Genomic DNA, 23,260 nt, shown 5'->3' on the forward strand with positions numbered 1-23,260 from the left:
GTTGTGCGAATATGCGCTGCACAGTGACCCAGGTCACCATTGCGTTCATTTCGTACACGGGAGGATCCGATGCGGCGCTGGAGCCTCGCAGGTCAGATGCTCCTGCTGCAGCTGGTGGTGGTCGCCGTCACCGTCGCGGGCGGGGCTGGGCTCGCGGTGGTGCAGGCCCACCACCTGCTCACCGAGGAGGCGGCGAACACGGCGAGCGCGGTCGCGCAGACCGTCGCCGCCTCGCCGGACGTGCTGGCCGCCCTCGGCGCGGCCGACCCGTCGGCGACGCTGCAGCCCTACGCCGAGCGGGTACGGCTGCGCGCCGGCGTCGACTTCGTGACCATCATGAAGACGGACGGCACCCGATACACCCACCCGAACCCGGCGGAGATCGGCAGGCGTTTCCTCGGCCACACCGCCCCTGCGCTGGCCGGGCACACGTTCACCGAGACCTACACCGGCACGCTCGGCCCCTCCAAGCGCGCCGTCACCCCGGTGATGCCCGACGGACGCGTCGTCGCGCTGGTCAGCGTGGGCTTCACGGTCGACCGGATCACCGCCCGGCTCTACGACCAGCTCGTCTGGGGTCTGGTGGCCCTGCTGGCGCTGCTCGCGGGCGGGGCGGGCACCTGGCTGGTCACCGCCCGGCTGCGCCGCCAGACCCACGGGCTCGGGCCGGTGGAGCTGGGGCGCATCCATGCCCACCACGAGGCCGTGCTGCACGCCGTACGGGAAGGGCTGCTTCTCATCGGCAGGGACGGGACGCTGACGCTCTGCAACGACGCGGCCCGCACGCTGCTGGAACTGCCGCCCGACGCGGAGGGACGGCCCGCGCCCGAGCTCGGCGAGGACCGCGTGCACCTGATCGGGGATCGGGTCCTGCAGGTCAGCAGCACGCCCAGCGAGCTGGGTGCGGTGGTGACCGTGCGCGACCACACCGAGCTGCAGGCGCTGGCCGGGCAGCTCGACGCCGAGCGGGGCTTCGCCGAGTCGCTGCGCTCGGCGGCGCACGAGGCGGCCAACCGCCTGCACACCGTGATCACGCTGGTGGAGCTGGGGCGGGCCGAGCAGGCGGTGGCCTTCGCGACCGCGGAGCTGCGCTCGGCGCAGGAACTCACCGACCGGGTGGTGGGTTCGGTGCGCGAGCCGGTCCTGGCCGCGCTGCTGCTGGGCAAGAGCGCCCAGGCCGCCGAGCGCGGCGTGGAGCTGGTGATCAGCGAGGACAGCCGGCTGGACGACGTGGAGATGGCGGCGCGCGACCTCGTGACGATCGTCGGCAACCTGCTGGACAACGCGATCGAGGTGGCCTCGCGCGTGGAGGTGACGGTGCGCACGGAACCGGACGGGATCGTGGTCAGGGTGAGCGACGACGGCCCGGGGCTGCCGGAGCCGGAGGCGTTCGCGAAGGGATGGACGACCAAGGGCGACGGCAGGGGGCTCGGCCTGGCGCTGGTCGGCCAGGCGGTACGCCGCCTGGGCGGCACCATCGAGGTGGACGGCTCGGCCTTCACGGTGAGGCTGCCATGATCTCCGTGCTCGTCGTGGAGGACGAGGAGATCACGGCCGAGGCCAACCGCATCTACGTGGAGCGTGTCCCCGGTTTCGAGGTGGCCGGGGTGGTCCGCTCCGGCGGCGAGGCGCTGCGCTTCCTGCGCGCGACCCCGGTGGACCTGATCCTGCTCGACCTCTATCTGCCCGACATGCACGGACTCGAGGTCATCCGCGCCGTGCGCGCCGCCGGCCTGCTGTGCGACGTCATCGCGATCACCTCCGCGCGCGATCTGGCGATGGTGCGTTCCGCCGTTTCTCTGGGCATCTCGCAATACCTTCTCAAACCGTTCACCTTCACCGCCCTCCACGAGAAACTCGAGAGGTACGCCAGATTTCGCCAGGACGCCGGGCAGATCATCGGCCAGGGCGACGTGGACCGGGTCCTGGGCACGTTGCGCGGGACCTCGCGCCTGCCCAAGGGCATGCAACAGGACACCCTGGACGCCGTCGCCGCGGAGCTGAGCGCGGCCGGGGAGGGGATGTCCGCGCAGGCCCTGGGCACGGCGGCGGGGATGTCCCGCGTCACCGCCCGCCGATATCTGGAGTATCTAGTAGAAATCGGCTCAGCGGTACGGCTCCCGCGCTACGGAGGCGTCGGACGGCCAGAACTTCTCTACCGGATGACCCCGCGCAGTTAATTCGGGGTTCAATTCGGGGGCCTAGCTTCGGGTGGCACCTACGTATCTCAAGGAGTCACCTTGCGAGTCCTGGCCGTCATTCCCGCCCGCGGAGGTTCTGTGGGCGTCCCCCTGAAGAACCTCGCCCCGGTGGGCGGCATCCCGCTGGTCACGCGGGCCGTACGTGCCTGCGTGCGCGCGGAGCTGATCGACCAGGTCGTCGTCAGCACCGACCACGAGGGGATCGCCACCGCGGCGCGCGAGGCCGGGGCCCTGGTCGTGGACCGCCCGGCGGAGCTGAGCGGCCCGTCGGCCTCCAGCGAGTCCGCGGTGCTGCACGCGCTCGACACCGCGCGGGAAGAGCCCGAGGTCGTGCTCCTGGTGCAGTGCACCAGCGCCTTCATCGACCCGGCCGACCTCGACGCGGCGATCTCCAAGGTCCTGGACGGCGGCGCGGACGCGGTCTTCTCCGCCACCGCGACCCACGAGTTCCTGTGGAACGCCGCGGGCGTCGGCATCAACCACGACCGCTCGGTCCGCCTGCCCCGCCAGCAGCTCGACCCGCAGTACCGCGAGACCGGCGCCTTCTACGTCATGCGCGCGACCGGCCTGCGCGAGCACGGCCACCGCTTCTTCGGCGAGGTCGCCGTCCAGCCGGTCTCCCCGAGCCACTCGGTCGAGGTGGACTCCGCCGCCGACCTGGAGATCGTGCGCGCGCTCGCCCCGTTCGTCGACACCCCGGAGCCGATCGACGTCGACGCCGTCATCACCGACTTCGACGGCGTGCACACCGACGACCGCGCCTATGTCGACTCCGACGGCCGCGAGATGGTCCTCGTCAACCGCTCCGACGGCATGGGCATCGCCCTGCTGCGCCGGGCCGGGGTCAAGCTGCTCGTGATGTCCACCGAGCACAACCCGGTCGTGGCCGCGCGGGCCCGCAAGCTCGGCGTACCGGTGCTGCAGGGCCTGGCCGACAAGGCGACGGTACTGCGCGACTGGCTGGCCATCGAGGGCCTCGACCCGGCGCGCGTCGCCTACGTGGGCAACGACGTCAACGACCTCGGCCCGATGGGGCTGGTGGGCTGGCCGGTGGCGGTGCCCGACGCGCACCCCCGGGTACGGGCCGCCGCTCGGGTCGTGCTGACCAGGGCGGGCGGGGCGGGAGCCGTACGGGAGCTGTGTGACCGGGTGACGGCGGCGCGGCCGGAGCCCGTGGGCGAGCCCGCGCAGGTCCGTGCGGCGCTGCGGCTGAAGTCGGCGCCGGTGGCGGTCGGCGACCTCCTGGTCGGCGACGACCAGCCCGTTTACATGATCGGCGAGATCGGCATCAACCACAACGGCGACCTGGAGCTGGCGCGCCGGCTCATCGACGTGGCGGCCGACGCGGGCTGCCAGGCGGTGAAGTTCCAGAAGCGCACGCCGTCGATCTGCGTGCCGGTGGAGCAGCGCTCGCAGATCCGGCAGACGCCGTGGGGCGAGATGACCTACCTGGAGTACAAGGAGCGGACCGAGTTCGGCCGCGACGAGTACACCCAGATCTCCAAGTACTGCGACGAGCGGGGCATCCAGTGGTTCGCCTCGCCGTGGGACGTGCCCTCGGTGGAGTTCCTGGAGGAGATGGACGTCCCGGTGCACAAGATCGCATCGGCCAGCGTCGCCGACCGGGAACTGCTGCGCGCGCTCGCCGCGACCGGCAAGCCGCTGATCCTGTCGACCGGCATGTCCACGCTGCCGGAGATCGACGAGGCCGTCGAGATCCTCGGCACCGACAAGCTGATCATCATGCACGCCACCAGCACCTACCCGCTGCCTCCCGAGGAGGCCAACCTCCGCACGATCACCACGCTCAAGCAGCGGTACGGCGTGCCGGTCGGCTACTCCGGCCACGAGCGCGGCCTGCAGATCTCACTGGCCGCGGTCACGCTCGGCGCGGTGGCGGTGGAGCGGCACATCACCCTCGACCGGACCATGTGGGGCTCCGACCACGCCGCCTCACTCGAACCCTCGGGGCTGGAGCACCTGGTGCGCGACATCCGCATCATCGAGCAGGCACTGGGCGACGGCGTCAAGCGCGTCTTCCCCGGTGAGGAGGCCCCCAAGGCCCGCCTGCGCCGCATCACCGTCTGATGGCGGCGCTGCTCACGGTGATCGTCCCGGTGCGGGACGGCGAGGCCTACATCGGTGACTGCGTGGCCTCGCTGGCCCGCAACGCGCGGCCGGACTTCGAGTTCATCGTCGTGGACGACGGCTCCGTGGACGCCACCGGGCAGATCGTCGAGGACGCGGCGGTGCCGGGGCTGTCGGTGCTGCGGCACCTGACGCCGGTGGGCCTGGCCGACGCCCGCAACGCCGGGCTGGCCGCGGCCACCGGCCGCTACGTGAGCTTCCTCGACGGCGACGACTGGCTGGCCCCGGGCTACCTGGCCGAGATGGTCGCCGCCATCGAGGGGCTCGGCTGCGACTTCGTACGCGCCGACCACGTGCAGGTCACGGGCCGCAACCGGGTCGTGCACCGCGCCCCCTGGGCACGGCGGGGCGTGGTCGTCGACCCGAAGGAGGCGATCCTGCCCGCCGAGGTGAAGACCATGGTCGACTACCCGTACGCGTGGGCGGGGGTCTACCGGCGCTCGCTGCGCGACCTGCTGCAGTTCCCCGGATCGCTGCACACCGCCGAGGACCGGCCGTGGATCTGGCGGCTGCACCGCGAGGCGGCCACGTTCGCGGTGGTGTCGGCGGCCGGCGTCTTCTACCGGCGGCAGGTCTCCGGCTCGCTCACCCAGGTGGGCGACGAGCGGCAACTGCACTTCTTCGACGCCTTCGACCTGGTCTTCAAGGATCTCGAAGCACGGTATCTGAGCAAGGCGGTGCGCAACTTCTGCGCCCTGCTCGCTCACCACCTGGAGCTGGCCGACCGCTTCACCCCGGAGCTGCGCGCCCGCTTCACCGAGCGCGGGGCCGCCATGGTGCGCGGCCTGCCCGCCGACCTCGTGGCCGACTCGGTCGCGCGGATGTCCGTCGAGCGCGAGGAAGTGCTGCGCGCGCTCGTCCCCGACCTGCCCGACAAGGCCGTGCGCCTGCGCCGGGACCGGGAGGAGCTGGCATGACGCAGGTGTTCTACGCCTCCACGCTCTACGGCGCGATGTCGCTGGCCGCGGCGATCGACGAGGGCGCCTTCGGCCCGCACGAGGACCGCAGGACGCTGCTGGTGTCGAACAACGCCGCGGTGCCCGAGGTCTCGCTGCCGCTGGACCGCACGCCCGGCTTCGCGGTGCTGCGCTCGCGCTTCGACGAGGTGGTGTCGTGGAACGAGCTGATCGCGCCGCTGCACCCGTCGGCGTGGAAGGCCCGCGTCATCGAGGTCCCGATGCTGGAACGGCTGCTGCGCACGCACCTCGAACTGGACCGGGTCGACGAGCTGGTGCTGGAGTCGATCGCGGTGCCGCCCGCGCGCACGATCGCCGGTCTGGTGCGCGACTGCCCCATCACCGTCTACGCCGACGGCCTGATGAGCTACGGCCCCACCCGCGACCCGCTGCCCGCCGAGATCTTCCGCCGCATCACCCGCCTGCTCCACCTCGACCTGCTGCCGGGCCTGTCGCCCATGCTGCTCAGCGAGTACGGCGTGGCCGCCTCGACCATCTCCGACGACGCGTTCCTGCGGGTCGTCACCGAGGTGGCCGCGACCGCCCCCGACATGCTGGCCGGTCAGGCGATGATCCTGGGCCAGTACCTGTCGGCGCTGGAGATCCTCACCCCGCAGGAGGAGGCGTCGCTGCACGAGTCGATGCTGCGCGCCCTGGCCGACCTCGGCTACTCCAGCGTCGTGTTCAAGCCGCACCCGGCGGCGGGACGCCGGCACGCCCGGCTGCTGCGCGCCGCTGCCGAGCCGCTCGGGGTGAAGCTGTCGGTGGCCGACGAGAGCGTGCCGGCCGAGGTGTGCTTCTCGGCGCTGCGGCCGGAGCTGGTCGTGGGCTGCTTCTCGACCGGGCTGGTCAGCGCCCGCCACTTCTACGGGCTGCCGGCCGCCGCGTTCGGGACCGAGCTGGTGCTGGAACGGCTGTCGCCGTACGAGAACAGCAACCGCATCCCCGCCACGATCGTGGACGCGCTGCTGTGCGACGGGCGGCCGCCGGTGGAAGAGGTGGTCCAAGCGGTCGGGTACTGCATGCAGCCCGAGTCGCACCCCGAGCTGCGTCCACGGGCAGCGGCGTTCATCGAGGCCCACGGCAGCGGCCGCTACTTCAAGAAGCAGCGCCTTTCCGCCGTCGGCCTGCTGCCCGGCTCCGAGCAGCCGAGCCCGCTGTCGCGGCTCAAGAAGAAGCTGAGCCGCGCCCTGTCCTGAGATCTCCTGACATCCGCCCTGGCTCCGTGACAGGGTGGAGTCATGATCGGCAGGTTGAAGCACAAGCTCGCCGTCACCACGATGCGCGCCGCCCGCGCCGCCAACCGCAGCCGGCTGGCCCGGGTCCTGCTGCGCGGACGCAGCGTGCGCAGGCTGCCGCTGGTCAACGTCGTCTACCACCGCGTCTTCCGCATGGGCGTGGCCCCGGGCGCCGTCGTGGCCTACCGCGGCGTACGCCTGACCGGGCCCGCGTGGGACAACACGATCATGCCGTCGATCTCGGGCGGCTACTACGAGGAGTTCGAGGTCTCGCTCTTCGAGGACCTGGCCGCCCTCGGCGGGCTGGTGGCCGACGTCGGCGCCAACATCGGTGTCTACGCCTGCGCGGGCGGCGCCCGGATGCCGTCCGGGCGGCTGATCGCCTTCGAGCCGGTGCCGGAGAACCTCGGCCACCTGCGCGCCAACGTCGAACGCAACGGGCTGGGCGAGCGGGTCGAGGTGGCCGGGACGGCCGTGGGCGCGGAAGCCGGGTCCCTTGAGCTGCACCTGTCGGCGGAGCAGTCCGGCAAGCACTCGGCCGACGTCCGCAACGCCGGTCCCGGCGGGCAGTCGGTGACGGTCGCGATGACCACGCTCGACGCCTACCTCGGCGGCCGGACCTGTGACCTGATCAAGATCGACGTCGAGGGTTACGAGGGCTTCGTGCTCAAGGGCGCCGCGGCCACGCTCGCGGGGCGCCCGGCGCTGCTGTTCGAGCTGCATCCGGAGCTGCAGGCCAACTGCGGCTGCGACACCGGCGAACTGCTCGACCTCGTCTACGCGCGCTATCCCCAGGTCTATCTGATCGACGAGCTGCACAACACGCTGGTGCCGTGCGAGCGCGCCTACTTCGACCGGCCCGACGCGGTGGGTCTCTACCGCTCGAACGTGATCGCCGCGGGCCGCCCGGAGCACCTGGACGTACTCCGGCCCCACATCACCCCAAGCTAACGCTTGGCGCGCCCGCCACACCCCACACGGACGCCACACCCCACACGAGCGCCACACCCCGCGCACCCCGGCCACACCCGCACGCGCGCCACACCCCGCACGCGCGACACGCCCGCCACACCCACACGCCCCGCACTCCCGGCACGGGCGCGCTTGGGGACACGCGCTTTGAGGCACTCCCTTGGCGCGCTTTCAGGGCGCGCCCCCACAGGTTTTGGGAGCGCGCCCCGAGCGTTTGAGGGCATGCGGGAGGCGCGTTTCGAGGGCGTGTGCCCGGTAAGTCAGCCGGTGCGCAGGGCGCGGGAGAGTCTGCGCTTGGTGCGGTAGCCGATGCGCAGCACCTCGGGCGGCACCTCCACCCGCAGCCGCGCCCGGCGCCGGGCGGCCAGATGCTCGGCGCCGTCCAGCAGCGAACGGGCCGGCTCGCGAGGACCCGCAAGCAGCTCGTCCAGCAGCCCCACCCACGTCCCCGCCGCGGCCGGGTGGAAGTAGTTCGCCGCCCGCCACGCCCCCCGCGCCTCGCGGAAGGCCCCGTCGGCCAGGTCGTCGAGCGTGCCCAGCAGCCCGCTGCCGGTGAAGACCAAGTTGATCATCTCGGCGCTGACGCCGAAGTCCTCCAGCACCAGCGACGGCACGTCCCGGGCGATCGCCTCCAGCGCCGCGGTCGAGCTCACCGTCACGAACCCCGCCGCCACCGCCAGGTGCTCGTCCATCGAACCGGCGGCGAAGCGCAGCCGTCCCGGCTCGCCGAGCTCCTGCCAGAGCCGCTGATAGGGGTGACGCTCGTTGTGCGTCTGCCGCTCGCCGTCCAGGGCGCGCAGCTTGACCACGACGTCCAGGTCGGGACGGCGCTCGGCCAGCTTGGCCAGGGCCAGCAGCACCTGCTCGCGCTCCTCGCGGCCGCGCGGCACCTTGGCCTGCGTGGCGAAGACCACCCGGTCGCGCTCGCGTCCGTCGGGCTCGAAGCGGGCCCCGTCCTCCGGAACGCGCAGGAACGGCAGGCGGGCGAGCCCCACCCGCCCCCCGCCACCGAGCCGGCCGGCCACCTCGCCGAACTCGGCCGCCTCCCGCTCGCTGTGCACGACGAACAGGTCACATCCGCTGCGGAACAGCCAGGCCTTGTCGGTGGCGGGCACCGAGATGCCGGGCAGTCCGGTGACGAAGACGGGCCGGGGCCGCAACTCGTCGAGCACTTCGGCGACCAGCACGTCCACCACCGGGCCGGTGCACGCCACGACGATCGCGTCGGGTCTGGTCCGCTGCGCCGTACGCCGCAATGACCGCGCCGACAGCACCGGCGGCAGGGGACCGTCGCCGACAGCGGCGGCGATCTGCAGCGGCGAGGGCACGATCGGCGTGCGGACCACCGCGAGATCGCGCTCCCAGTCCCCGGGCAGGTCGGCGAGCAGGCAGGACGCCCACTTCAGATACGAGTCAGAGTCGGCAACGGCCAGGATCCTCACCCGGCAACCCCCGTCAGATGTGAGCGAAGCGCCGGCGCGGCCCGGCTGGTCCACCAGTCGTCCGGCACCTCGACCGGTTCGACCGCGACCCCGCGGGTGCCGAGCAGCACGCGCAGCGAGGTGATGGCGGTCGAGGGCAGGCTCAGGACGCGCTGGCTCGCGTCCAGGCCACGAAGCGTGAGTTCGGCGGGCACACCGGCGTCGTGCACGGTGATGCCGGGCCGTTCCCTGATCACGGCCACGTCGACGGGGTCCTCGCGGCGGTGGGGAAAGTAGGCGAGCGGCTCGCTGGCGGCCAGCTCCGTCAGCCAGCGCAGGTAACGCTCGCGGTGCACGAGCCCGTTGCGCACCAGCGAGGTGCCGAGCACGACCGTGCGCTCGGCCGGGCCGGGCGAGCGCAGGGGTTGGGCGCGCAGCCAGCCGAAGTCGTGGCAGATGAGGTCGATGCCGCGCTCGCGCACGGCGCCGGCGAGGTCGTCCTTGACCGGCAGCGCGGTGAACACCGCCGTGCTGGAGGCGGCCAGCCGCAGCGCCGCCGCCGTCCCGAGGACCCTGCGCGGCAGTCCCGCCTTGTGCCTGGCCCTCAGCAGCGCCCGATACGGCCCCGCGGCCAGCAGTTCGAGCAGCCGGAGCGTGGCCAGCCCGTCGTCCACGATGACGATGCGGCCCGGCCGCGAGGTCAGCCAGCGTAGCTGCACCCGCCCGGAGAAGGCGTCACCGACCACCTGGACCGGCCGCGGCATCTCCTCGCTCGGCCTGGCCAGCTCGAGCCCGTCGGGCAGGTCGAGCCCGGCCAGCTCGCGGCGCGTGGCCACGAGTGCGCGCTGACGCGCCCTCGGCACGATGACCGTGCGCTCACCGAGCAGCCCGGCGTGGTGGGCCTCGACGGCGCAGAGCATCTGGAGCGGCGATTCCACCCAAGCCCATTGCTTCTTCACGACGGGTTCAAGCTAGCCCGGTCGCCTTAAGCCGCAGGGAACGCCATATGAACAATGGGTCGCATGAACTCGCTGCTGCTCAACACCGACGGTGTGCAGATCCCGCAGCTCGGCTTCGGCGTCTGGCAGGTGCCCGATGACGAGGCCGAACGCGCGGTCGCCACCGCGTTTCAGGCGGGATACCGCCATATCGACACCGCCAGGCTCTACTACAACGAGGAAGGGGTCGGCCGCGCCTTCCGGGAGTCGGGGCTGCCACGGGAGAAGGTGTTCATCACGACCAAGCTCTGGAACGCCGACCACAGCCGCGCCGAGGAGGCCTTCGAGGAGAGCCTGGCCCGTCTGGGCCTCGACTACATCGACCTTTACCTCATCCACTGGCCGGTTCCGGATCAGGACAAGTACGTCCAGGCATGGAAGTCCCTGGAAAAGATCTACCGAAACGGCCGGGCGCGCGCGATCGGCGTATCGAACTTCGGCGTGGAGCACCTCACCAGGCTCATCGACGAGGCCGAGATCACCCCCTCGATCAACCAGATCGAACTGCACCCGAACTTCCCCCAGATCGCCCTGCGCGCCTTCCACGAGGCCAACGGAATCCTCACCGAGGCGTGGAGCCCGCTGGGCCAGGGCAAGGGCCTGCTGAACGACCCCGCCCTCGCCACATTGGCCGGAAAACACGGCAAATCGCCCGCCCAGATCGTGCTCCGCTGGCACATCCAGCTCGGCAACGTGGTGATCCCCAAGTCGGTCACACCGGCGCGGATCAAAGAGAACATCCAGGTCTTCGGCTTCACGCTCGACCCTGAGGACATGGCTGCCATAGGAGCCCTCAACAACGGCACCCGTCTGGGACCTGATCCGGCAAATTTTAACTGGATGGGATGACCGGCTGGTGCGGCCTTTTGGCCGCACCAAGCCTTGGATGGTCATTTATGAGTTTGTAATCCCCTTGCCCCATGTATTACCTTCAGGTCATCCAAGGCATACGTCCGGGCTACCCGTTCGTTGCCAGACCATCGCACACACATCACAGGCTTTGCCTGTGACCGCTGAATCCGCACCCTCGCGGAACCGGGGACCCAGGTCCTTTGGGGTGAATCGGCGCCTCGCGCCGTAGGGCAGCTTCCAAGCCCGAACCCGTCAGCTAACCCGGTAAGCGGCATGGAAGCAAGGAGTCACCCCACCCGATGGCGAAGCATCGTCTTACCCGTGCCCCCAAGATCGACCTCACCCGCGCCGCGCTCGGCGTGACCATCGCCGCCACCGCGGCGTTCGCGACCCACCCCGCCCAGGCCGAGACGCACGCCGCGTCCGCCGCCGCGAAGGGCGTCCCGGAGACCGTCGTCCAGGCCGAGCCCGGCAAGAAGGCCGGCAGCGACCGGCCCAAGCCCACCGCGGCCCAGGTCCTCTCGCTGGCCAAGAAGCAGATCGGCACCCGCGAGGACTCCAGGGGCGGCGGCACCAAGTTCCAGAAGTGGTACATGTCCTCCCCCCGCGCCGCCGAGACCGTCAAGCGCGACGGCGGCAACCGCCAGGCCTACCTGAACGCCGCATGGTGCGCCATGTTCGTCAGCTGGGTCGGCGAGGAGACCGGCGCCCGCACCACCGTCGGCTGGGACGCCTACACCGTCACCCACGCCAAGTGGTTCAAGAACAACAACCGCTGGGGCGCCAGCGCGAAGCCCGGAGCCGTCGTCTTCTTCGCGTGGAGCGGCAGCAAGAGCCTCGACGCCATCAACCACGTCGGGTTCGTCATCAAGGACAACGGCAACGGCACCATCACCACCGTCGAGGGCAACACCGGCAACGGCAAGGTCGAGGAGCGCATCCGCCCCGCCTCCCAGGTCGTCGGCTACGGCTACCCCGACTACTCCGCCTGACTTCCCCCTCTCCCCCTCTCCCCTCCCCAGGAACGGCGCGCCCCCTCCCCCCGGGCGCGCCGTTCCCATTCCCAACCCCACCCCGCCGCGCGCTCTCCTCTGCTCCTGCACGCCCCCACCTCACCGCGCGCTCCCCTCCGCTCCCGCACGCTCCCTCACCCGCGCCGCCGCCGCCCCTTCCCGCTACCCCCCGCCCTTCCGTTACGGCAAGCCGCCGCCCCCGCCTCCCACCGCTGTGGGCGGGCGCCGATCGCCGGGCGCCGCGCACGTCGGACGGGGTCCCCACCGCCACGACGCCCCGCCGGCCCCCTCCCTCGGCCACGCCGGCCCGCGAAGCCCCGGCCCGCAACCCCGGCTCGCAATCCACGTCCCCCCGGGACCCCAAGCCCCACCCCGGCGTTGTCTGCTCCCCCGGGACCCCAAGCCCCACCCCGGCGTTGTCTGGTGACCGGGGAGGGAGTGGGCGGGTTAGGGTGACGGTGATCACGTTTGGAGGGGTCATGGGATGGACCGCAGCGGACATCGGCGACCTGTCAGGCCTGGCGGCCGTGGTGACGGGAGCCAACAGCGGCATCGGGATGATCGCCGCGGGTGAGCTGGCCAGGCGCGGCGCCGCCACCGTGCTGGCCTGCCGGGACGTCGCCAAGGGCGAGGCCGCCGCCCAGCTGATGAAGAAGGCGGCTCCCCACGCCTCGATCGAGGTCAGGCAACTTGACCTGGCCGATCTGGCTTCGGTCCGCGCGTTCGCCGCCGCGTACACCGGCGGGCTCGACGTGCTGGTCAACAACGCGGGCGTGATGGCGCTGCCGTACCGGCAGACCGTGGACGGGTTCGAGATGCAGTTCGGGACCAACCACCTCGGACACTTCGCGCTCACCGGCCTGTTGCTGCCCCGGCTGCTTGAGCGTCCCGACCCCCGCGTGGTGACGGTCAGCAGCGGCCTGCACAAGGGGGGCCACATCGACTTCGACGACCTCCAGGGCGAACGCTCCTACCGCAAGTGGGCCGCCTACGGGCAGTCCAAGCTGGCCAACCTGCTGTTCGCCTACGAGTTGCAGCGCCGCGCCGCCGGCGCCCTGACCAGTGTCGCCGCCCACCCCGGCTACGCCGCCACCAACCTCCAGGCCGTCGGCCCGCGCATGGAGGGCAACCCGATCCTGGAGTTCGGCTCCCGGCTGGGGAACGTGCTGTTCGCCCAGAGCGCCGAACGCGGCGCCCTGCCGCTTCTGTACGCCGCCACCGAACGCGGCCTGGCCGGCGGCACCTACGTCGGCCCCGACGGCCGCTTCGGCTCACGCGGCTACCCGACCCCCATCGACTCTTCCCCCGCCTCCAAGGACCGCGCCGTCGCCGCCCGCCTGTGGTCCGTCTCAGAAGCCCTCACCGGCGTCCATTACGACTTTCCCGCCGATACGGCTCCCGCCAAATAGATCTCCCTTTCACCTCAAATAGATCTCCCATCCCGTTATTTCTTCGTGATAAGCACCTGCTTAATCACACAAACACCAGTAACCCCAATAGCCACAGCCGCCATCACATTTCCCTCCCCTTGGCAGCACACGCCCGCACAACAACCGGATCGCTGACCACCCAGCCACGCGGCAGGCCGGGCTACCTGCCAAGCCGCCTGGCCTACCGGCTGCCTGGTCACCCACGAGGCGAGCCGCGCACCCAATCGGCCGGCCCGGCTACCTGGCCGCCTTCAGCCGGGACCGGCCAGCCCGAGCCAGCTCACTGACGCGCCCCCGCCCGAATCGGCCAGCCCTGGCTGCACGCAGACCGGGGCACCTTGGACCACCCGATCACCCCAGGCCATCTGGGCGCCTCAGGCCAGTCAGCCACCTCGGGGGCCATCCGGGCATCCCGGGCGCCACCGCGCAGTGGGGCCGATCGGGCGGTGGGGTCGATCGGGGGTGGCGAGGTTGCTCCGGTCGCATGGGAGAGAGAGCCACGGGAGCGCTCCCAGGATGGCCTATGGGCGGTTCGTGGCCTGAAGTCCGATAAAGGGCCCGCAGGACAAGCGGAATGTAACGGTTGCGCGTCGCCTCGTTGACGGGGCCAGCGCCCTGATGCACTCTGCATGGGAGCGCTCCCAGAGCGCTCCCATATCCCCCACCCCACCCCCAAGGGGCACAAATGAAGCACACGCGTCTGGCCACCGCCGCGGTCATGACCGCCGCTCTGGCCGCCTGCGGAACCACCTCCACCCCCCAGCCCCAATCCTCGGCCCAAGCCAAGGCGGAACCCGTTACGATCACCGTCCACACCTTCGGCGGCGGTGAGAACTTCGGCTACGACAAGGCGGTCGAAGCCTGGAACGCCGCCCACCCGGACATCCAGGTCAAGTACCAGAACCTGACCGACCGCTTCGAGGACGTCTACCTCCCCCAGCTCCTCCAGCGCCTCCAGGCGGGCAGCGGTGCCGCGGACGTGGTGGGGATCGACGAGGGCGCCATGGGCCTCATGGCCGCCCGGCCCCAGTTCTTCACCGACCTCGGCCAGTACGGCATGCAGAACCGCAAGGCCGACTTCCCCGCGGCCAAGTGGGAGGCGGGCGTCAACGCCGACGGCAAGCTGTTCGCCCTCGGCACCGACATCGGCGGGATGACGATGTGCTACCGCAAGGACCTGTTCAAGAAGGCCGGCCTGCCCACCGGCCGGGAGGACGTGGCCAAGCTCTGGCCCGACTGGAACGCGTTCCTGGAAACCGGCAGGAAGTTCGAGGCCGCCAAGACCGGGGCGAAGTTCATGGACGGCCCCAACACCATCTACAACGTCATCCTCTCCCAGGAGGCCCCGAAGAACGGCAACGTCGCCTACTTCGACAAGGGCAACCAGCTCGTCATCGAGTCCAACCCGGCGATCAAGACGTCGTTCGACTGGGTGCAGACGTTCAGCAAGGCCGGGATGACCGCGAAGCTGCAGGCCTGGAGCCCGGCGTGGGACAAGGCGATCAAGGGCGGCGGGTTCGCGACGATGGGCTGCCCGTCGTGGATGCTCGGCGTCATCGAGGGCAAGGCCGGTGAGGGCAACAAGGGCAACTGGGACGTCGCGGCGGTGCCGGGCGGGTCGGGCAACTGGGGCGGTTCCTGGCTGGCCCTGCCCAAGCAGAGCAAGCACCCCAAGGAGGCCGCCGAGGTCCTGAACTACCTGACCGGCAAGGACGGCCACGTCATGGCGTTCGAGGAGGCGGGCGCGTTCCCGAGCTCGCTGCCGGCGCAGCAGGACGCGAAGGTCACCGGCCTGAAGAACGCCTACTTCAGCGACGCCCCGACCGGTCAGATCTTCTCCGCCTCGGTCAAGGATCTGCTGCCGATGTTCCTGGGCGAGAAGCACGCCCAGGTCAAGACGGCCGTAGAGAAGGTCATCGAGGGCATGGACCAGGGCGCGGTGCCGTATGAGGAGGCGTGGGCCAGGTTCGTGGCCGCCGGCGTGAAGGCCGCGGGCTGAGCATGTCCATGGACTTCGCACCACCCCAGCCGCCGCGGTCACCGGACCCGCGGACGGATGAGCCAAAGGCGGAGGAGGCACCAAGGGCGGAGGAGGCGCCGCGATCGAACGAGGCGCCTCGGGCGCAGGTACGGCGCGCATCCCGGCGAAACGGGCGCCGGGGCGGCCGATGGTCCCGGTTCGATCTTCGCGGCACCCCGTATCTCCTGGTCTCGCCGTACTATCTGCTGTTCGCCGTCTTCGGGGTCTTCCCGCTCGGGTACACGCTGTGGATCTCGCTGCACGACTGGGAGCTGGCCGGGGACAAGAGCTGGCTGGGCCTCGGCAACTACGCCGAACTGGTCGCCGACGCCGAGTTCTGGAACGCGGTGGGCAACACGCTCGGCATGTTCGCGCTGGCCACGGTGCCACAGCTGCTGCTGGCCCTGATGCTGGCCAACGCGCTCAACAAGCGGCTCAAGGGCCGCCTGATCCTGCGCCTGGGCGTGCTGCTGCCGCTGGTCACCTCGGTGGTGGCGGTCGCGGTCATCTTCAGCCAGCTCTTCTCCCGCGACTACGGCCTGGTCAACTGGCTGCTGGGAACCCCGATCACGTGGCAGAACGAGAAGTGGTCGTCCTGGATCGCCATCGCCGTGATGATCGACTGGCGCTGGACCGGCTACAACGCGATCATCCTGCTGGCCGCGATGCAGACGATCCCCCGCGACCTCTACGAGGCGGCGGCGATCGACGGCGCCTCGCCGCGCCGGCAGTTCTGGCGGATCACGGTGCCGATGCTCCGGCCGACGCTGGTGTTCGTGGTGTTCGTGTCCACGATCGGCGGGCTGACGCTGTTCGCCGAGCCGGTCATGTTCGAGGGCAACCCGATGATGACCGGCGGCACCACGGGCCAGTACCAGACGGTGGCGATGTTCGTGGTCAAGGAGGGCTTCCGCGACTTCGACATGGGGTACGCCGCTGCCGCCGCCTGGCTGCTGTTCGTGCTGATCCTGCTCGGCACCCTGGTCAACTACCTGTTCACGAGGCGGATCCGATGAACCGGGCCACGATCACGACGAGGATCGGCCTGGCGGTGGCGCTCGTGCTGTCCGCCTTCCCGATCTACTACATGTTCATCATGGCCACGCGCTCCAACGAGGACGCGCTGGACACCCCGCCGCCCCTGCTGCCCGGCGGCCTGCTCGGCGAGAACGTCGAGCGGCTGCTGGCCACCGAGGACGCCCACTTCCTGACCGGCCTGCTGAACTCGGCGGTCGTGGCGGGCACGGTGACGCTGTCGGTGGTGGCGATCTCGACGCTGGCCGGGTTCGCCTTCGCCAAGCTGCGCTTCCCCGGCGCGCGGCTGCTGCTCGGGCTGATCCTGGTGACGATGATGGTGCCGCTGCAGCAGATGGGCGTGGTGCCGCTGTATGAGCTGATGGTCTCGCTGGGCTGGACCGGTCAGCTGAAGGCGGTGATCCTGCCGTTCCTGGTCAACGGGTTCGGCGTGTTCATGATGACGCAGTACGTGGCGCAGGCCGTACCCGATGAGCTGGTCGAGGCGGCGCGGGTGGACGGCGCGGCCACGATCGGCATCTACTGGCGGGTCGTGCTCCCGGCGCTGCGGCCGGGCATGGCGGTGCTGGCGCTGCTGGTGTTCATGCAGACGTGGAACGAGTTCCTGTGGCCGCTCATCGTGCTGAACCCGGACAACCCGGTGGTGCAGACGTCGATCGCGGCGCTCAACTCGGCGCACGGCACCGACTACGTGATGTTGTTCACCGGCACGGCCGCCTCGGTGCTGCCGCTGTTCGTGGTGTTCGTCCTGTTCGGCCGTCAGATCGTGGGCGGGCTCATGGAAGGCGCGGTCAAGGCATGACGACCCAGGAAGATCAGGTACGGCACGCGCCCGGGCGTTTCCCCGCGGGGTTCGCCTGGGGCGCGGCCACCTCGGCCTACCAGATCGAGGGCGCCGCCGACCGGCGCGGCCGATCGATCTGGGACACCTTCACCCGCGTGCCCGGCCGGGTGGTCGGCGGCGACCACGGGGACGTGGCCATCGACCACTACCACCGCTACCGCGACGACGTGAAGCTCATGGCCGCCCTGGGCCTGACCGCCTACCGGTTCTCGGTCTCGTGGCCGCGCGTGCAGCCGGACGGCTCGGGCGAGGTCAGCCAGAAGGGCCTCGACTTCTACCGCCGCCTCACCGACGAATTGCTGGAGCACGGCATCCAGCCGTGGCTGACGCTCTACCACTGGGATCTGCCGCAGGCGCTGGAGGACAGAGGCGGCTGGCCGGAGCGGGAGACCGCCTACCGCTTCGCCGACTACGCCGCCGCCGTGCACGAGGCGCTGGGCGATCGGGTGCACACGTGGGCGACGGTCAACGAGCCGTGGTGCGCGGCCTTCCTGGGGTACGCCTCGGGTGAGCACGCGCCGGGGCGGCGGGACCCGGTCGCCGCGATCCGGGCGGCGCACCATCTCAACCTGGCGCACGGGCTGGCCGTACAGGCGCTGCGGCCTTCGCGCGTGGGCGGCTGCGTGAACCTCTACGCGATCACGCCCGCCACCGCGGACGACCACGACGCGGCCCGCCGCATCGACGGCCTGCAGAACCGCTTCTTCCTGGACGCTCTTCTCAAGGGTTCCTATCCACCCGACGTCCTGGAGGACCTCGGCATGGACCTGGATTTCATGAAAAATCGGGATCTTGCGGTCATCAGCCAGCCGATCGACCTGCTCCTCGTCAACTACTACAGCCGCTTCACCGTCTCCTCCCGCCCCGGACCCGCCTCGGCCGCCGCGGCGCCGACCGGCGCGGGCTCGCCGTGGGTCGGCAGCGAGCACGTCTCGTTCGTCTCGGGCGGGCGGCCGGTCACCGCGATGGGCTGGGAGATCGACGCCGGCGGCCTGCTGGAGGTGCTGACGCGGGTGCGCGAGGAGTACCCGGCCGTGCCGATGGTGGTCTCGGAGAACGGCGCCGCCTTCGACGACCACCTGGACGGAGAGCGCGTCCACGACCCCGGCCGGGTGGCCTACCTGCGCGAACACCTGTCCGCCTGCCTGGAGGCCACTCGCCGCGGCATCCCGCTTGAGGGCTATTTCGCCTGGTCGCTCATGGACAACTTCGAATGGGCCTGGGGCTACGGCAAGCGCTTCGGCCTCGTCCACGTCGACTTCGCCACCCAGCGCCGCCTCCTCAAAGACAGCGCTCTCTGGTACGCGGAGATCATCCGGCAGAATGGTGGCCATGAACCGACCGACTCTTGAAGCAGTCGCCGCCCGCGCCGGGGTCGGGCGCGGCACGGTGTCGAGGGTCATCAACGGCTCGCCCAACGTCAGCGCGAAGGCCCGCGCCGCCGTACGCCAGGCCATCGACGAACTCGGCTACGTCCCCAACCGCGCCGCCCGCACGCTCGTCACCCGCCGCACCGACACGGTGGCGCTGGTGGTGTCGGAGTCGGAGCTGCGCGTCTTCGACGAGCCGTACTTCGCCGGCACGATCAGGGGCATCGGCTCCGCGCTGGCCGAGACCGGCCTGCAGCTCATACTGGCGATGGCCCAGTCGCCGGAGGAGCACGAGCGGCTGGAGCACTTCCTGACCGGCCAGCACGTCGACGGCGTCCTGCTGCTGTCGCTGCACGGCGCCGACCCGCTGCCGGGACGGCTGGAGGAGATGGGCGTGCCGACCGTGCTCGGCGGCCGCCCGGTCGGCCTCGACCCCTTCAGCTACGTCGACATGGACAACCGCGGCGGCGCCCGCCAGGCGATCAAGCACCTGCTGGGCATCGGCCGTACCCGCATCGCCACCATCGCCGGCCCGCAGGACATGGGCGTCGGCGTGGACCGCCTGGCCGGCTACCGTGACGCGCTGGCGGCCTCGAACGCCCCCGACCTGGTGGCCTACGGCGACTTCTCCGAGGGGAGCGGCGCCGCGGCGATGCGCGCGCTGCTGGCCGATCATCCGGACCTCGACGCCGTGTTCGCCGCCTCCGATCTGATGGCGGTGGGCGCGCTGCGCGAGCTGAAGGCGGCCGGCCGCCGCGTGCCCGAGGACGTCGCGCTGGTCGGCTTCGAGGACTCCAAGGCGGCGCTGCACACCGACCCGCCGCTGACGACCGTCCACCAGCCGACAGAGCAGATGGGCCGCCAGATGGCGCACCTGCTGGTGGCTCGCATCAACGGCGAGGAGCTGAGCCAGCCGGTCGTCATACTCGACACGCATCTGGTACGGCGAGCCTCCGCTTGACCAGCGGATATCCTTGAGCGACCCCAGCGTTGGCGAAAGGACTCCCCCGTGCCCTCTCTGTCCGGCGGCGGCTACACCGCCGAGATCAGCCAGCGCGGCGCCGCCCTGCGCGTGCTCAGGCACGGCGGGCGCGACCTCGTGACCTCGTGGCCGGAGGGCGGCCCGATCCCGTTCTACGCCGGGACGATCCTGGCCCCGTGGCCCAACCGGGTCGCGGGCGGCCGCTACTCCTTCGACGGCGACGGTCACCAGTTGGAGCTGACCGAGCCGGAGCGCGGCAACGCCCTGCACGGGCTGGTCTCCACCGCCGAGTGGCGGGTCGCGGAGTGGCTGGCCGCCGAGGACGACCACGCCTTCGTCCGCCTGGTCCACACGATCACGCCGGCGCCCGGCTACCCGTTCACGCTGGAACTGCAGGTGCTCCACCGGCTCGACGCCGCCGGGCTGAGCACGACCGTCACCGCCCGCAACACCGGCGAGCGCCCGGCGCCCTACGGGTGCGCGCCGCATCCGTGGCTGCTGAGCGACTCCGACGTGCTCCACGTGCCGGCCGCCAAGGTGGTGCTGAACGACGAGCGGCTGCTGCCCCGGGCGCTGGAGGAGGTGTCCGGCACGCCGTACGACTTCCGTGCGCCGCGCCCGCTCGGCGGCCAGGACGTCGACAACGCCTTCACCGCGCTGACGGCGGGCGAGGTGCGGGTCGGCGGCACGCGCGTGACGTGGGATCCGGCCGTGCTGCCGTGGGTGCAGGTGTGCACCGGCGGGCAGCTCGGTTACGAGGGGGTGGCGGTGGAGCCGATGACGTGCCCGCCGGACGCGTTCAACTCGGGGACCGACCTGGTGGTGCTGAAGCCGGGCGAGCGCCACGAGGCGAGCTGGACGATCGGCGCCGTCTAGCTTTCCGGACGCACTGGACGATCACCTCCGGAAGCGGACAGAATCTCGCTCTGTGGAGAGCAGAACCAAGCGCCGCCTGTCCCCCGAGCAGCTCGACGCGTTGCTCCGCCGGGCGATGGGCACGGGCGTCGCCGAGGCGAGCGAGCTGACCGACGGCTTCGCCAACGCCGTGTGGCGGGTGCGGCTGGACGACGGCCGTGAGGTGGTGCTCAAGCTCTCCCCGCCACCCGACCTCGACCAGCTCACCTACGAGCGCAACCTGCTGCGCATGGAGGCGCGCGCGATCGAGCTGGCCGGCGCGGCCGGGGTGCCGGTGGCCGGGCTGCTGCGGGCGGGCTTCGACGATCCGGTGCTCGGCGGCGACTACCTGGTGCTGCGCGCGCTCGACGGCACGCCGTGGAACCGTACCCGGCCGGACTCCCCCGACGACGTACGCCGCGAGCTGGGCCGGCACCTGGCCACGCTGGCCTCGGTGACCGGCGGGGTGTTCGGCTATCCGCACAACGGCATCACCGGGCCGACGTGGCGGGCGGCGTACCTGGCGATGCTCGGGGCGCTGCTGGACGACACCCTGCGCTATCCGACGCCGCTGCCGCTGCCCGCGGAGGAGATCCGGCGGGTGGCCGGGTCCGCCGCGCACGTGCTGGACGAGGTGCGCACGCCGAGCCTGGTCCACTTCGACGTGTGGCCGGGCAACGTCTTCCTCACGCCCGACGGGCGGATCCAGGCGATCATCGACCATGAGCGGGCGTTCTGGGGCGATCCGCTGGCCGAACTGATCACGCCGACGATCTTCGGCGAGGTCGGCGAGAACGATCCGCTGCTGGCCGGGTACCGGGAGGTGCGCCCGCTGGAGCTCACGCCGGCCGCGCTGGCCCGTCTCGACCTCTACCGCACCTACCTCTATCTGATCCTGCTGGTGGAGAACGGTCCGCGGCAGTACCCGGAGGAGGAGTACGCGCCGCTGCGCGACCTGGCCACGACCTCGCTGGTGAAGGCGGTGGAGGCGCTGCGCTGACCCGATGGCGGCCCCTGGAGACCCCGTGCCCAGGGACCGCCTCCCGATCCTCGGCCGTACCGGCCGGGTGACCGGCGTCGTCGCCCGCCTGCTCCGGTTCCCCCGCTCAGGCCGCGGCGGGGCTCTTGCCCTCGGCCAGGCTGAGCGCCTCGACCAGGCTCGCGTAGAGCTCGTCGGTCTCCAGGAGCGCCGCGTGGGAGCCCTGGGCGCGTACCTTGCCGTCCTGGAGGACGACGATCGTGTCGGCGTCGATCACGGTGGACAGCCGGTGCGCGATCGTCACCACGGCGCCCTTGCTCGCCCGGTCGCCGATGCAGTCGTGCACGGCCGCCTCGGTGAGGCCGTCGAGCTGGGCGGTGGCCTCGTCGAGCAGCAGCACGTCGGGGGTGCGCAGCAGTGCCCTGGCCAGGGCGATCCGCTGGCGCTGGCCGCCGGAGACCGACGTCGGCGACAGCTCCTGGTCGAGGCTCCCGGCCATCTCGGCCAGCCGTACGTCGTGCAGGACCTTCAGCAGTTCCTCCTCACTGGCCCCGGGGTGCGACAGGAGCAGGTTGTCGCGGATCGTGCCGGGCACGACGGGGGTGTCCTGCTCGACGTAGGCGAGCCGGGCGCGCACCTGGTCGTGCGTGAGGTCCCGGTACGGCACGCCGTCCAGCAGGATCTCGCCCTCCTGAGGCTGCAGGAAGCGCAGGATCAGGGAGAACAGCGTGGTCTTGCCCGCCCCCGAGGGCCCGACGATCGCGACGTGCCCGCGGCGCGGGATGACCAGGTCCACGCCCTTGACGGCGGGTTCCGAGTCGGCCGAGTAGGCGGCCCGCACACCCCTCAGTTCCAGGATCGCCGGCGCCGGCGCGCCCGCGCTCGTGACGCCCGCCGCGGCGGGAACGGAGCTCTCCTGCTCCAGGTCGTCGACGCTGCGGATGCGCTCGGCGGCGGCGATGCCGGCCTGCAGGGCGGTGACGTTCTGGCTGAGCTCGGTGATCGGTTCCATCAGCGCGAACGCGTAGAGCAGGAACGCGATCAGGCTGGAGACCTCCAGCAGTCCGAGGCTCACCCGCCAGGCGCCGACGCCGAGGATCAGGATGATGGCCAGCTGGATGCCGGACCAGGCCAGCGTCCAGGCGATCGCCTCCCTGCGCACCGCGCGGATGCTGTACTTGGTCGACACACGGGCGTCGTCGATGATCCGCTCGGCGGTGCGGTCCTCCGCGCGGCTCACCTTGATGGTCCTGATCGCGCGCAGCGCGCCTTCGAGCCGGCCGCCGACGCGGCCCACGTGTTCCTGCGCCCGCTCCTGCGCCTTGGCGATGGCCGGCATCAGCGTGGCGAACAGCAGGCCCACCACGACGACCGCGGCGACCGTGGTGCCGAGCAGCACCAGGTCCAGCACGCCCATGAGCACGAGCGTGCCGACCAGCATGATCGCGCCGTTGATCAATCCGATGACGCTGGAGGACGCGGCCTCGCGCAGCAGCACGGTGTCGGAGGTGACCCGGGTGACGAGCTCACCGCTCTGGCGCTTGGTCACGGCCGGGATGGTGGCGCGCAGCAGGCGGCGCACCATCGACTCGCGCGCCTCCAGCACGACCCGCTCGCCGAGCGCGCCGAGCATGATCCACTGCCAGGTCAGGATCACGATGCCGACCAGCAGCAGGCCGATCAGCGCGGTGATGGGCCCGGACAGCGACAGCGAGGCGCCGAGCGAGTCGAGTACCCACTTGGTCACCATCGGCGTGGCCAGGCTCATCCCCGAGCCGAGCAGCGCGAGGAACAACCCGAGAACGAGCTTGCCCCGGTGGGGCCGGGCGAAGCTCCACAAGATACGGAGCCGTGGGAACTTTTTTGGAGCAGTCATGGATGACAATGGAACACACTTGTTCCAAGAA

At 71.1% G+C, this 23,260-nt stretch carries 19 protein-coding genes and 1 riboswitch; of the genes, 16 read left to right on the plus strand and 3 right to left on the minus strand.

The genetic code is table 11. From position 1 onward, the window contains the following. Positions 1–69: 69 nt before the first annotated feature. From ACFWY5_RS24750 to ACFWY5_RS24775, 6 genes are read left to right on the plus strand one after another with little or no spacing between them, the layout of a single operon-like run. Positions 70–1,518, plus strand: a complete 1,449-nt coding sequence (locus ACFWY5_RS24750) for an ATP-binding protein (RefSeq protein WP_379634590.1) — start codon at positions 70–72, stop codon at positions 1,516–1,518. Beyond that, entirely contained in the window at positions 1,515–2,180 is a 666-nt protein-coding gene (locus tag ACFWY5_RS24755) for a response regulator (RefSeq protein WP_379634592.1), read from the plus strand. The genes ACFWY5_RS24750 and ACFWY5_RS24755 overlap by 4 nt, the downstream gene beginning before the upstream one ends. 60 nt (positions 2,181–2,240) lie before the next feature. Further along, the gene (locus ACFWY5_RS24760; RefSeq protein WP_379634594.1) at positions 2,241–4,289 is read left to right on the plus strand and encodes an N-acetylneuraminate synthase family protein; all 2,049 of its coding nucleotides are present in this window, start codon (positions 2,241–2,243) and stop codon (positions 4,287–4,289) included. Beyond that, a complete protein-coding gene (locus ACFWY5_RS24765) occupies positions 4,289–5,266 on the plus strand; it encodes a glycosyltransferase family 2 protein (protein ID WP_379625346.1) in 978 nt (325 codons plus the stop codon). Before ACFWY5_RS24760 ends, ACFWY5_RS24765 begins: the two co-directional genes overlap by 1 nt. Then, complete coding sequence (locus tag ACFWY5_RS24770; RefSeq protein ID WP_379634596.1) at positions 5,263–6,504, plus strand: polysialyltransferase family glycosyltransferase; 1,242 nt, start codon at positions 5,263–5,265, stop codon at positions 6,502–6,504. Before ACFWY5_RS24765 ends, ACFWY5_RS24770 begins: the two co-directional genes overlap by 4 nt. A gap of 42 nt (positions 6,505–6,546) precedes the next feature. Then, positions 6,547–7,494 carry an FkbM family methyltransferase gene (locus ACFWY5_RS24775; RefSeq protein ID WP_379634598.1) on the plus strand — a complete coding sequence of 316 codons (948 nt, stop codon included), beginning with the start codon at positions 6,547–6,549 and terminating at the stop codon, positions 7,492–7,494. Positions 7,495–7,775: 281 nt separating this feature from the next. On the opposite strand, the gene ACFWY5_RS24780 is transcribed toward ACFWY5_RS24775, so the two are convergent. Both ACFWY5_RS24780 and ACFWY5_RS24785 read right to left on the minus strand, forming a co-directional pair. Then, on the minus strand, positions 7,776–8,957 hold the full coding sequence (locus tag ACFWY5_RS24780) for a DUF6716 putative glycosyltransferase (RefSeq protein WP_379634600.1): 1,182 nt from the start codon (positions 8,955–8,957) through the stop codon (positions 7,776–7,778). Further along, positions 8,954–9,874, minus strand: a complete 921-nt coding sequence (locus tag ACFWY5_RS24785; RefSeq protein WP_379625338.1) for a hypothetical protein — start codon at positions 9,872–9,874, stop codon at positions 8,954–8,956. Before ACFWY5_RS24785 ends, ACFWY5_RS24780 begins: the two co-directional genes overlap by 4 nt. Positions 9,875–9,958: 84 nt before the next feature. On the opposite strand from ACFWY5_RS24785, the gene ACFWY5_RS24790 reads away from it, so the two are divergent. The 10 genes from ACFWY5_RS24790 (at position 9,959) to ACFWY5_RS24835 (ending at position 21,374) form a co-directional block, all read left to right on the plus strand. After that, positions 9,959–10,783 (plus strand): aldo/keto reductase, encoded by an 825-nt coding sequence (locus ACFWY5_RS24790; RefSeq protein WP_379625336.1) that lies wholly within the window; start codon positions 9,959–9,961, stop codon positions 10,781–10,783. Positions 10,784–10,935: 152 nt separating this feature from the next. Continuing rightward, positions 10,936–11,072, plus strand: a riboswitch (cyclic di-AMP (ydaO/yuaA leader). A 13-nt stretch (positions 11,073–11,085) separates the two neighbouring features. After that, the gene (locus tag ACFWY5_RS24795; protein ID WP_379625334.1) at positions 11,086–11,778 is read left to right on the plus strand and encodes a CHAP domain-containing protein; all 693 of its coding nucleotides are present in this window, start codon (positions 11,086–11,088) and stop codon (positions 11,776–11,778) included. Between the two features lie 500 nt (positions 11,779–12,278). Next, the gene (locus ACFWY5_RS24800) at positions 12,279–13,208 is read left to right on the plus strand and encodes an oxidoreductase (RefSeq protein WP_379634602.1); all 930 of its coding nucleotides are present in this window, start codon (positions 12,279–12,281) and stop codon (positions 13,206–13,208) included. 706 nt (positions 13,209–13,914) lie between these two features. Further along, entirely contained in the window at positions 13,915–15,228 is a 1,314-nt protein-coding gene (locus tag ACFWY5_RS24805; protein ID WP_379634604.1) for an ABC transporter substrate-binding protein, read from the plus strand. A gap of 8 nt (positions 15,229–15,236) precedes the next feature. After that, positions 15,237–16,265 (plus strand): carbohydrate ABC transporter permease, encoded by a 1,029-nt coding sequence (locus tag ACFWY5_RS24810; RefSeq protein WP_379634606.1) that lies wholly within the window; start codon positions 15,237–15,239, stop codon positions 16,263–16,265. Next, positions 16,262–17,086, plus strand: a complete 825-nt coding sequence (locus ACFWY5_RS24815; RefSeq protein ID WP_379626936.1) for a carbohydrate ABC transporter permease — start codon at positions 16,262–16,264, stop codon at positions 17,084–17,086. Before ACFWY5_RS24810 ends, ACFWY5_RS24815 begins: the two co-directional genes overlap by 4 nt. Next, positions 17,083–18,480, plus strand: a complete 1,398-nt coding sequence (locus ACFWY5_RS24820; RefSeq protein ID WP_379634608.1) for a GH1 family beta-glucosidase — start codon at positions 17,083–17,085, stop codon at positions 18,478–18,480. The genes ACFWY5_RS24815 and ACFWY5_RS24820 overlap by 4 nt, the downstream gene beginning before the upstream one ends. Next, positions 18,452–19,459 carry a LacI family DNA-binding transcriptional regulator gene (locus tag ACFWY5_RS24825; protein ID WP_379634610.1) on the plus strand — a complete coding sequence of 336 codons (1,008 nt, stop codon included), beginning with the start codon at positions 18,452–18,454 and terminating at the stop codon, positions 19,457–19,459. The genes ACFWY5_RS24820 and ACFWY5_RS24825 overlap by 29 nt, the downstream gene beginning before the upstream one ends. 48 nt (positions 19,460–19,507) lie before the next feature. Then, positions 19,508–20,356: an aldose 1-epimerase family protein gene (locus ACFWY5_RS24830; protein ID WP_379634612.1), complete on the plus strand. Its 849-nt coding sequence runs from the start codon at positions 19,508–19,510 to the stop codon at positions 20,354–20,356. A gap of 52 nt (positions 20,357–20,408) precedes the next feature. Further along, on the plus strand, positions 20,409–21,374 hold the full coding sequence (locus ACFWY5_RS24835) for a phosphotransferase family protein (protein WP_379634614.1): 966 nt from the start codon (positions 20,409–20,411) through the stop codon (positions 21,372–21,374). A 106-nt stretch (positions 21,375–21,480) separates the two neighbouring features. Here the strand turns inward: ACFWY5_RS24835 and ACFWY5_RS24840 are convergent, their stop codons facing one another. After that, on the minus strand, positions 21,481–23,196 hold the full coding sequence (locus ACFWY5_RS24840; RefSeq protein ID WP_379634642.1) for an ABC transporter ATP-binding protein: 1,716 nt from the start codon (positions 23,194–23,196) through the stop codon (positions 21,481–21,483). Between the last annotated feature and the right edge of the window lie 64 nt (positions 23,197–23,260).

Origin of the sequence: Nonomuraea sp. NPDC059007 (genome assembly GCF_042740555.1) — a bacterium.
In the GTDB taxonomy this organism is placed as follows: Bacteria; Actinomycetota; Actinomycetes; order Streptosporangiales; family Streptosporangiaceae; genus Nonomuraea.

What these genes read in the sequence shown, in the direction of transcription:
- ACFWY5_RS24750 (WP_379634590.1), top strand. Translation starts at nt 70, where the DNA reads ATGCGGCGCTGGAGCCTCGCAGGTCAGATGCTCCTGCTGCAGCTGGTG.
- ACFWY5_RS24755 (WP_379634592.1), top strand. Translation starts at nt 1,515, where the DNA reads ATGATCTCCGTGCTCGTCGTGGAGGACGAGGAGATCACGGCCGAGGCC.
- ACFWY5_RS24765 (WP_379625346.1), top strand. Translation starts at nt 4,289, where the DNA reads ATGGCGGCGCTGCTCACGGTGATCGTCCCGGTGCGGGACGGCGAGGCC.
- ACFWY5_RS24770 (WP_379634596.1), top strand. Translation starts at nt 5,263, where the DNA reads ATGACGCAGGTGTTCTACGCCTCCACGCTCTACGGCGCGATGTCGCTG.
- ACFWY5_RS24775 (WP_379634598.1), top strand. Translation starts at nt 6,547, where the DNA reads ATGATCGGCAGGTTGAAGCACAAGCTCGCCGTCACCACGATGCGCGCC.
- ACFWY5_RS24790 (WP_379625336.1), top strand. Translation starts at nt 9,959, where the DNA reads ATGAACTCGCTGCTGCTCAACACCGACGGTGTGCAGATCCCGCAGCTC.
- ACFWY5_RS24795 (WP_379625334.1), top strand. Translation starts at nt 11,086, where the DNA reads ATGGCGAAGCATCGTCTTACCCGTGCCCCCAAGATCGACCTCACCCGC.
- ACFWY5_RS24800 (WP_379634602.1), top strand. Translation starts at nt 12,279, where the DNA reads ATGGGATGGACCGCAGCGGACATCGGCGACCTGTCAGGCCTGGCGGCC.
- ACFWY5_RS24805 (WP_379634604.1), top strand. Translation starts at nt 13,915, where the DNA reads ATGAAGCACACGCGTCTGGCCACCGCCGCGGTCATGACCGCCGCTCTG.
- ACFWY5_RS24810 (WP_379634606.1), top strand. Translation starts at nt 15,237, where the DNA reads ATGGACTTCGCACCACCCCAGCCGCCGCGGTCACCGGACCCGCGGACG.
- ACFWY5_RS24815 (WP_379626936.1), top strand. Translation starts at nt 16,262, where the DNA reads ATGAACCGGGCCACGATCACGACGAGGATCGGCCTGGCGGTGGCGCTC.
- ACFWY5_RS24820 (WP_379634608.1), top strand. Translation starts at nt 17,083, where the DNA reads ATGACGACCCAGGAAGATCAGGTACGGCACGCGCCCGGGCGTTTCCCC.
- ACFWY5_RS24825 (WP_379634610.1), top strand. Translation starts at nt 18,452, where the DNA reads ATGGTGGCCATGAACCGACCGACTCTTGAAGCAGTCGCCGCCCGCGCC.